General features: G+C 46.4%; 8 protein-coding genes. 1 reads left to right on the top strand and 7 read right to left on the bottom strand.

Annotated features, from left to right (window positions below):
• The coding region (locus KL866_RS03200; protein ID WP_214993328.1) for a GGDEF domain-containing protein at nucleotides 1-366 on the top strand (366 nt) is incomplete at its 5' end.
• 27 nt (nucleotides 367-393) lie between these two features.
• Here the strand turns inward: KL866_RS03200 and KL866_RS03195 are convergent.
• The 7 genes from KL866_RS03195 to xdhA form a co-directional block, all read right to left on the bottom strand.
• Nucleotides 394-1,653 carry a urate hydroxylase PuuD gene (locus tag KL866_RS03195; protein WP_025254830.1) on the bottom strand — a complete coding sequence of 420 codons (1,260 nt, stop codon included), beginning with the start codon at nucleotides 1,651-1,653 and terminating at the stop codon, nucleotides 394-396.
• A 44-nt stretch (nucleotides 1,654-1,697) separates the two neighbouring features.
• The gene (gene guaD, locus KL866_RS03190) at nucleotides 1,698-2,993 is read right to left on the bottom strand and encodes a guanine deaminase (protein WP_025254831.1); all 1,296 of its coding nucleotides are present in this window, start codon (nucleotides 2,991-2,993) and stop codon (nucleotides 1,698-1,700) included.
• A 5-nt stretch (nucleotides 2,994-2,998) separates the two neighbouring features.
• Nucleotides 2,999-3,325, bottom strand: a complete 327-nt coding sequence (uraH, locus tag KL866_RS03185; RefSeq protein ID WP_025254832.1) for a hydroxyisourate hydrolase — start codon at nucleotides 3,323-3,325, stop codon at nucleotides 2,999-3,001.
• An 82-nt stretch (nucleotides 3,326-3,407) separates the two neighbouring features.
• A complete protein-coding gene (gene uraD / locus KL866_RS03180; RefSeq protein ID WP_025254833.1) occupies nucleotides 3,408-3,911 on the bottom strand; it encodes a 2-oxo-4-hydroxy-4-carboxy-5-ureidoimidazoline decarboxylase in 504 nt (167 codons plus the stop codon).
• Between the two features lie 30 nt (nucleotides 3,912-3,941).
• Nucleotides 3,942-4,844 (bottom strand): xanthine dehydrogenase accessory protein XdhC, encoded by a 903-nt coding sequence (gene xdhC, locus KL866_RS03175; protein WP_025254834.1) that lies wholly within the window; start codon nucleotides 4,842-4,844, stop codon nucleotides 3,942-3,944.
• Nucleotides 4,841-7,207 (bottom strand): xanthine dehydrogenase molybdopterin binding subunit, encoded by a 2,367-nt coding sequence (gene xdhB, locus KL866_RS03170; RefSeq protein WP_214993327.1) that lies wholly within the window; start codon nucleotides 7,205-7,207, stop codon nucleotides 4,841-4,843. Before xdhB ends, xdhC begins: the two co-directional genes overlap by 4 nt.
• Entirely contained in the window at nucleotides 7,200-8,645 is a 1,446-nt protein-coding gene (gene xdhA, locus KL866_RS03165; RefSeq protein ID WP_214993321.1) for a xanthine dehydrogenase small subunit, read from the bottom strand. Before xdhA ends, xdhB begins: the two co-directional genes overlap by 8 nt.
• Between the last annotated feature and the right edge of the window lie 35 nt (nucleotides 8,646-8,680).

The raw sequence follows: 8,680 nt of genomic DNA, 5'->3' as shown, positions 1-8,680 counted from the left end.
GATAAATATGGACATAAGATTGGTGATAAAGCGTTAGTTGAGTTCTCTAAACAAATGGGCGCGCTTCTGCGTGATAGTGATAGGTTTGGACGTATCGGCGGTGATGAGTTTGTAGTTTTACTTTATGGCACGAACGAAACCGAAACTGCAGCCTTTTTTGACAGAATTGAGAATAATAAATTTGAAGTTAATGTCGATAATAATCAGGTCGTTCCTATCAAATTTAGCGTTGGATGGGTACAGTGGAACGAAGGTATTAACACTGTGCAAGAGTGGTTAGACAGAGCTGATGAGGCAATGTACGAAAAAAAGAAACGTGGGCAAGTCATAGCAGCGAGAAATAGCGAGTGGAATAAAGCGATGTAACCAAGTTGCTACATCGCTCATCGTATTTTACTGCTGTCGCTGTGCAAACCAGCGAGCTATAACTTGCCTTTCTTCTTCCGTCATTTTTGTCTTATTCAAAAACGGCATGTCTTTGGTTACAGTGGTTCTTCGAACCACTTGCGGTGCAAACCTTTCAATATCTTCCCATGAATCTAATACTACGCCTAACGGGGCAACTTTAAATATATCGTCAGTTGGTTTACGCGAGTGGCAGCCCACACAATGGGTTGTGATTAAGCTTGCCACACGTTCATTACTGATGGTCGAGGCTGTTTTGGTGACATCTTCGTTTGCCGATGCAGTTAGTTCCTCTGAATGAGCAGAGCTCTCATTTTCATTATGACTAAACTGCTGGGTGGACGATGCTTGTGGCCAAGATACCCACAACGCAATAGCGAGCATGGCAATTGCGCCAGAGACTAATATACTTGGTTTAGTGGTACCCACATGACGAAGATTAAAGAAATGACGTATCCACGCGGCAGCGGCCATTATAGCAATGAGTACCAGCCAATTTTTGGGGTGCTGATAGGTCATTGGGTAGTGATTTGAAATCATAATAAACAGCAAGGGTAGCGTGAAGTAGTTGTTGTGCACCGAGCGAAGTTTAGCGCTTGCGCCCCACGCAGGGTCTATATCTTTTTTATCAGCTACCGCGGCCACCATTTTACGCTGGTTTGGCATAATATTGAAAAAGACATTACCGGCCATAATAGTGCCGATAAGCGCACCTACGTGAATATAGGCGCCACGACCGCTAAACCACTGGGTAGACAAATAACTAACTACACAAACAAGCGCAACTAAGCCAATACCAAAAGCAAGAGGGTATTTCGCCAATGGGCTACGACATGCAAATTCGTATATGGCTAACCCGCCAAAGATTAACCCCAGTCCTAACGATATTGCCGTGGCTGGCGACATGGCGTTGACAGCCGGGTCAATAAGGTAAGCGCTGGCGCCGAAGTAATAAACTATGATCAAAAGGGCAAAGCCCGACAGCCAAGTCGTATAGGCTTCCCACTTGAACCAGTGTAATGTTTCGGGCATTTTCTCTGGTCCGTAGGCATATTTTGCTACCTCGTAGAAGCCACCGCCATGAATGGCCCATAAATCCCCTTTAATGCCTTTGTCTTGTTTCCACTTAGGCGGCGTTCGCAAATTATTGTCTAACCATATGAAGTAGAAAGACGCACCTATCCAAGCTACACCGGCCACAACGTGAAACCAACGTACAAATAAACTTATCCAATCTAGCCACGGCATTATTATTCTCCTTATTTAGGGCCGAGGGGCCCTACAGTAGCTTGTTACTTATTATCTTCTTTTGTGTAGCGGCAGGTGCCGCTTATCCACGTTTGCTCGATAGCGCGGTCATCGCCTAAAATACTTAAAGCAAAAAACATATCATCGAATTCTGCATCTTCTTTTATTCTCAAACGTGTTAACTCATCGAACCTTGGCTCTACTACGATAAAGTCAGCGGTAGAACCTGGGTTTAAGTTGCCGATTTCATGGTCAAGTGCATGGGCCACTGCTGCGCCTTGTGTCATAAGATAAAACCCTTCCAGCGGGCTAATGGGCTCGTTGCGCAACTGACTGACCTTGTATGCATCGCCATAGGTCTTGAACATGTTGAACGTGGTACCTGCGCCTACATCGGTAGCCATAGCAACATGTACCTTATTAGCACGTGCTGCAGTCATATCAAAAAGACCACTACCTAAAAACAAGTTAGACGTAGGACAAAACGCAACTGTTGCGCCGCTGTCGCCAAGTCGCGCCCATTCGTTAGGCGTAAGGTGAATACCGTGGCCGAACACTGCACGCTCCCGCACAAGATTATAGGTGTCATATACATCTAAATAGCCGTCAGCGTTAGGGAATAAGCTTTTAACCCATGCTATTTCGTCTAAATTCTCAGAAAGGTGGGTTTGAATAAATACATCGGGATACTGCTGGGCAAGTTCACCTAATGCGGCAAGCTGGGCTTCAGTGCTGGTTGGAGCAAAACGAGGCGTTAACGCGTAACGGTTACGGCCCTTATTGTGCCAAGCTTCAATTAACTGAGCACTATCAGCTTGGGCAGTTTCATGGCAGTCATTTAATGAACTCGGGCAGTTTCTGTCCATACACACTTTGCCTGCCACTATCGCCATATCAAGCTCACTGGCGGCGCTAAAGAGTGCTTGGCTACTACTTTTATGGACGGTAGTGAATACAAAACCGGTGGTGGTGCCGTTTTTTAGTAGCTGGTTCAAGAATACTTTAGCGATGGTGTCGGCGTGTTCACTATCGGCAAACTGCATTTCTGCGGGAAATGTATAGTTTTCAAGCCAGCTCAATAACTGCTCGCCGTAGTGGGCGATACTTTGAGTTTGCGGGTAATGCAGGTGGCTGTCTATCAAGCCTGGTAAAATCCATTTGCCCGAAAAGTCTGTAACAGTGGCAGCAGGGTAGCGTTCAGCAATGTCGCTAAACGGGCCAATGTCTTTTATTTCTTTGTTATCTAACAACAAACCACCGTCTTTAAAAATGGCGATGTCATTATCGAAATGCGAGGTTTGTTTAGGAAAGTGCGCAATGCTTGCACGAAAAAGCTGCATGTTTATTAGCTGCCCCTGTAGCTGCTGAAACCGAATGGAGAAATAAGAAGTGGCACGTGATAGTGACCGCCATTCTCAACAAGTTCAAACGTAATATCAATGTGTGGATAGAAACTGCTGCCATGAGTTGCCGTTAGGTATGGCTTGCAGTGAAAACGTAAGGTGTAAACCCCAGCAGCAAAACCAGCCTCAACGCCCCAGTCTTTAAAGCGGCCGTCATCATCTGTTTCGCCAGCGAGGGTACTGCCGTCAGGTAGTGTAAGGGTAAGTTCAATGCCTTGTGCTGGCTTACCCGATGTGGTGTCGAGTACGTGGCTTGAAAGCGTATTCATACTGTATTCCTTAAAATTTCTTAAATTCGTATTACTGTTGCATATGGTATAAGCCGTTTCGGTTAATCGATAACGCTGCGCATTAACCCAACGCCTTATTAATACGCAAAAGCGTTATCTTTATTTGCTCTGCAGCAGCATTAGATATTTCTTGCTGTGTCGTGTTTGTCAGCCTTGCTTGCAATGCTTCTAACATAGTTTGCGCAGAAAGCCCGGTAGCGCAGATAATAAAAATAAACCCGTGCTTATCCAAATAGGCGTGATTGGCTTCTTTAAGCTGATGCAAAACGGCCTCAGGAGCGCTAGCTGTGCCAGACTGCTCGCCGGCAGCAATAGTTTTGGTGTTGGCAAACTTTTTACGCAAAGAATCTACATCGCCAATCATAGGGTGCGCCGTAAAGGCTTCTAGGTAATCAACGTCGCTACATTTTGCCCAGGCATCTTTCGCTTGGTTAACAAGTGCGTCTAAATCGCTGTAAGGGCGTGCTTCTACCATTTGGTAAATCCACGCTTTTGCCGCGCAGCATTGTTCAAACCAAGAAAATGCTTCGTCAGCGCTTAGCGCATTTAGTTCATTAAGTGTCACTGCTGGTATCCTTTTCTTTTTACTGCACTTTTACTGCTCTTTAGCTGGGTGCTTTGTGTGTTCACCCGTGCATGCGTCAGTATTTTTCTCATGGCTCTTTTCTGAAGCCGCTACCGCGTCTTTTACATGAAGACGTGCAACTATTTGTGCTGATATAGAAACAGCAACTTCTATAGGGCGCTTGCCGGGAATATCTCGATTGCCAATGGGCGTGAACAGTCTTGCGAGTGCATTATCGTCAAACCCGCGCTGAGTAAGTTTAGTAATAAAACGCTTTGCTTTAGTGTCTGAACCTATTAACCCAACAAAAGGCAGGGAAGGCTGCTTTAATGCTTGCTCGGTAATACGGTAGTCCAATTGATGGTCGTGGGTGAGTATAATCAACCAGCTGTTTTCATCGAGGTGTCTTACCTCACTCTCGGGGGCTTCTTCCACCACTTTTTGCACGTTGGCAGGTAGCGACAATGGGAACAAATCTTCTCGATTGTCTATCCACGAAATTCGCACCGGCAATTGGGCTAAAATTGGCACCAGCGCTTTTGCAACATGGCCCGCGCCAAAGATGGCAATGTGCTGCTGGTGAACATTACACACATCAAACAGTACCTTTACTGCACCGCCGCAGCATTGTCCCAAAGAACTGCTTAACGGGTAGCTGTGTAGCTCAGTGCATGCTTCGCCTTTAGCAAGATATGCTCGGGCACGGGCAATAGCATCAAACTCAAGGTGTCCGCCACCAATGGTATCAATACTATGTGAAGCGGTGACCACCATTTTACTGCCTGGCTCTCTAGGAGTAGAGCCCGCAGTGCCAACAACGGTAACCAATACATAGCCTTCATTACGCTCTTGACACTCGGCTATTGCCTCGTGCCAGTGCGTTGCGCGTAATGATGGGGGGGCGTGAAATGATTGCCCTGCTGCGCGAGTCATACAGCTGCACCTTGGGTATTTGCTTGCTGGATTGCTGCAACAGCGTTTAATACACGCTCAGGTGTTGCTGGCGTATCTAGCTGAGGGTCGATGGTGTAGCCAGACAAGCTAGATATCGCATCTTTTAAGGCACACCATACAGAAATTGCGAGCATAAACGGTGGCTCACCCACGGCTTTTGAGTGGTAAATGCTGTCTTCAGCGTTTTCCCTACCAAAAAGCTTCACGTTAAATTCCTTGGGCGTATCGCCAATAGCAGGAATTTTATAGGTCGCCATGTTTTCACTTATCAGCTTGCCTGCCTCATTCCATTTTAGGTCTTCCGTGGTAAGCCAGCCCATACCTTGGACGAAGGCGCCTTCAATTTGACCAATATCGATGGCAGGGTTAAGGCTATTGCCCACATCGTGAATAACGTTAACTTTATCTACCATGTATTCGCCGGTTAGTGTATCAACCGAGACTTCGCTCATTGACACACCGTAAGCAAAGTAGAAAAACGGGCGGCCATCGCCTGTTTCACGGTTGTACTGCAATTTAGGGGTTTTATAAAAACCGCTTGAAGAGAGCGACACGCGATCAAAATAGGCCTGTTGAACCAATTCAGTAAAGGCAATGCTGTTATCGTCTAGTACAACATGTTGATTGATAAACTGTACATTATCAGCGCGGTCCTCTAGACCTAAGCTTTTAGCGAAGCACTCAGCTAAACGGGTTTTTAATGTAATACACGCGTTTTGTACGGCTTTTCCGTTTAAGTCAGTACCACTTGATGCCGCTGTTGGCGAGGTGTTCGGCACTTTATCCGTGCGCGTAGCGGTGACTTCAATCATATCTAAGTCAAGACCAAACTCATTGGCAGCGATCTGGCCAATTTTAGTGTGCAAGCCTTGGCCCATCTCCGTGCCACCGTGGTTTACTTGAATACTGCCATCGGTATAAATGTGCACTAAAGCGCCAGCTTGATTTAAGTGCTTTGCGGTAAATGAAATACCAAATTTAACCGGTGTGAGTGCCAGCCCTTTTTTAATAACTGGGCTTTCGCGGTTAAATGCTGCAATCGCATCTCGGCGCTGCCAATACTGCGCACTTTCTTCTAACTCTGCAATCATATCGGGTAAAAGGTTGTGCTCTACCTTCATGCCATAAGGAGTAAAACTGCCGGTGGTTGGGCCGTATAAATTACGCTTTCTGACTGATAGCGGGTCGCTACCGATAGCTCGTGCAATCTTGTCAATCATGGCTTCGGCCATGATCATACCTTGTGGGCCGCCAAACCCACGATAAGCGGTATGCGATACCATATCGGTCTGTAGTCTGTGACCGACAATATCGCTATCACCTAAAAAGTAGCCGTTGTCAGCGTGGAACATAGCTCTATCGACAATAGCATCAGACAAGTCAGGCGAGTGTCCACAAATACCATTAATGGTCATGCGGGTGGCCTCAATTTTACCTGTTTCGTCAAAGGCCACATCAAATTCGTTATCAAACGGATGGCGTTTACCCGTAACGTGCATATCTGTGAAACGCGGCAAACGAAGCTTAACTGCGCATTGATTGCGTGAAGCGAGCAGGGCGGCGATACAGGCCCATTGTGCAGCTTGAGTTTCTTTTCCGCCAAAGCCACCGCCCATGCGCCTCATGTCTACCATTACGCGGTGCAATTTAACATCCAGCACTTCTGCAACCAGCTTTTGTACTTCGCTCGGGTGTTGACTAGAGGTGTAGATTTTCATGCGATCTTCTTCATCGGGGATCGCAAGGCTCACTTGGCCTTCTAGATACATGTGCTCCTGACCGCCAATGTTTAGCGAACCGTGTGCATTGAACTTAGCTTTTTCAAAAGTACTGTCAACGCGCGCAGCATTCTGGCCAAATCGGTGTAAAGGGCGAACAAATGCTTGCTGCTGGTGGGCAGCTTCAGCATTAAGTATAGGTGTAGCTTCGTCTACTTCTATTTTTCCCTTTAGCGCAGCTTGTCGTGCGAGATTTACTGAAGTGGCAAGTACTGCAAACACGGGCTGACCGAAGAACTTGATTTCGCCGTTTGCAAGTAGTGGATCGCCTTCAAACACTGGGCCAATGTCTTTATGACCAGGTACGTCATCAATTGTGATCACGTCAATAACGCCTTCGCTTTGGCGTACAGCGTCAAGGTCTACTGAGTTGATAGTACCTTTGGCGCACTGACTTACACCGACTGCCACATAAAGCGTACCCTGAGGCTCAACTACGTCATCAACATAATTGGCGCTGCCTTGTACCTGACGTACCGCACTTTCATGCTTTTTAGATGTGTGAACAACACCTTGATTGCCATTTGTTTCTAAAGGGTTTGGGGCATCAATTAACTTACGCATGCTGCACCACCCGAGTTTCAATATTATTTACAGTTTGGTTTTCTAACCAGTAGCGGTGCCACAAGTTAGCTAAAACGGTTTTGCGGTATTGTGCTGTTGCGCGCACGTCATCAATAGGCGCAAACGCATCAAATAAGATTTGCTTGCCTAAAGTTAAGCATTCTTTGCTAGCGAACTGTTTACCTTTCAGCGCATTTTCCAATGCTTCACAGGTTGACGGCACAGCAGCCACACCACCAAAGCCACTAGTAATTGCCTCAACCTTGCCGTTTTCTAAGGTAACGTTAAACACTGCACATACTGCAGATATGTCATCTTCGAATCGTTTTGATATTTTATATGCGGCCAGTGCCTGATTAGGCTGTTTAAGCGGTATTTCTATTGCGCTTATCCATTCATCATTCGCCAGTGTTGTTTCGCGATAACCTTTGAAAAACTCGTGAATCGGGATTGCGCGAGCATTGTCACCATTGTCCAAGTGAAGTGTGGCGTTAAGCGCAAGTAGTAGGGGAGGCATATCACCAATAGGAGACGCATTGGCGACATTTCCGCCAATCGTGGCCTGGTTGCGAATGGGCAAAGACGCAAAGCGCGTCACCAGTTCAGCGACTTGCGGAAATGCGTTTAGTAAAAGCGGTGCTGCATCATTGAGCGGAACTGCTGCACCAATAATAAGAGAATGTTCATTCTTGGTGCATTGTTTTAGTGCATCGATATGCGTGACGCTGATAAGCGTTTTGACTTCTTTTAGCTGTTGGGTGAACTGCAAACTTAAATCTGTACTGCCTGCCACTAGCTGTGCGCTAGGGTTCGCCTTTATGAGTGCTTTTAATTCTTCGCGGGAGGTTGGCGTATGTATGTTGCCTGTACCGGAAGGTTTTTCATCAGATAACGATAATAACGTTGCATAGGTCTGGTCTTGGCGCGCCGAGAACTGATCGTTTGGTGCTTGTTCGCATACTGCTAGCGTGGCATCGATAATAGGCCGATAGCCAGTACAGCGGCACAGGTTGCCAGATAAAGCATGTAACACATCGTCGCGATTAGGTTGTGTATTGCTGTGGTATAAAGCAAACATTGACATGATAAACCCTGGTGTACAAAAACCGCATTGTGAACCATGGTGGTCGACTAGCGCCTGTTGCACGGGGTGTAAGTATTTACCATCGCTTAAATGTTCTACGAACAATAGCTGTTTACCGTGAACTGCGCTCATAAGCGTGATACAGCTATTCACGGTTCGGTAGTTAAGTGTGGTGGCGCTATCAGATGATGCTGGTTCCACAAGTACTACCGTGCAAGCGCCACAGTCGCCTGCTGCACAGCCTTCTTTAGTGCCTGTTTTCTTACGATGTTCCCGTATAAACTGCAGAAGGGTGAGGTCGGCACGCGCTTCATTTAACTCAACAACATCGTTATTTATTAGAAAGCGAATCATACTCACACCTTCTTGTTATATTCATTCTTGTATTC

Origin of the sequence: Alteromonas sp. ALT199 (assembly GCF_018619335.1) — a bacterium.
GTDB lineage: Bacteria > Pseudomonadota > Gammaproteobacteria > Enterobacterales > Alteromonadaceae > Alteromonas.
Note: the sequence above shows the minus strand (reverse complement) of the source record. Positions and strands in the feature narration are given on the sequence as shown.

Excerpts from the sequence above, each read along its gene's own strand:
- KL866_RS03195 (WP_025254830.1), bottom strand. The coding sequence starts at position 1,653 with ATGCCGTGGCTAGATTGGATAAGTTTATTTGTACGTTGGTTTCACGTT.
- guaD (WP_025254831.1), bottom strand. The coding sequence starts at position 2,993 with ATGCAGCTTTTTCGTGCAAGCATTGCGCACTTTCCTAAACAAACCTCG.
- uraH (WP_025254832.1), bottom strand. The coding sequence starts at position 3,325 with ATGAATACGCTTTCAAGCCACGTACTCGACACCACATCGGGTAAGCCA.
- xdhC (WP_025254834.1), bottom strand. The coding sequence starts at position 4,844 with ATGACTCGCGCAGCAGGGCAATCATTTCACGCCCCCCCATCATTACGC.
- xdhB (WP_214993327.1), bottom strand. The coding sequence starts at position 7,207 with ATGCGTAAGTTAATTGATGCCCCAAACCCTTTAGAAACAAATGGCAAT.
- xdhA (WP_214993321.1), bottom strand. The coding sequence starts at position 8,645 with ATGATTCGCTTTCTAATAAATAACGATGTTGTTGAGTTAAATGAAGCG.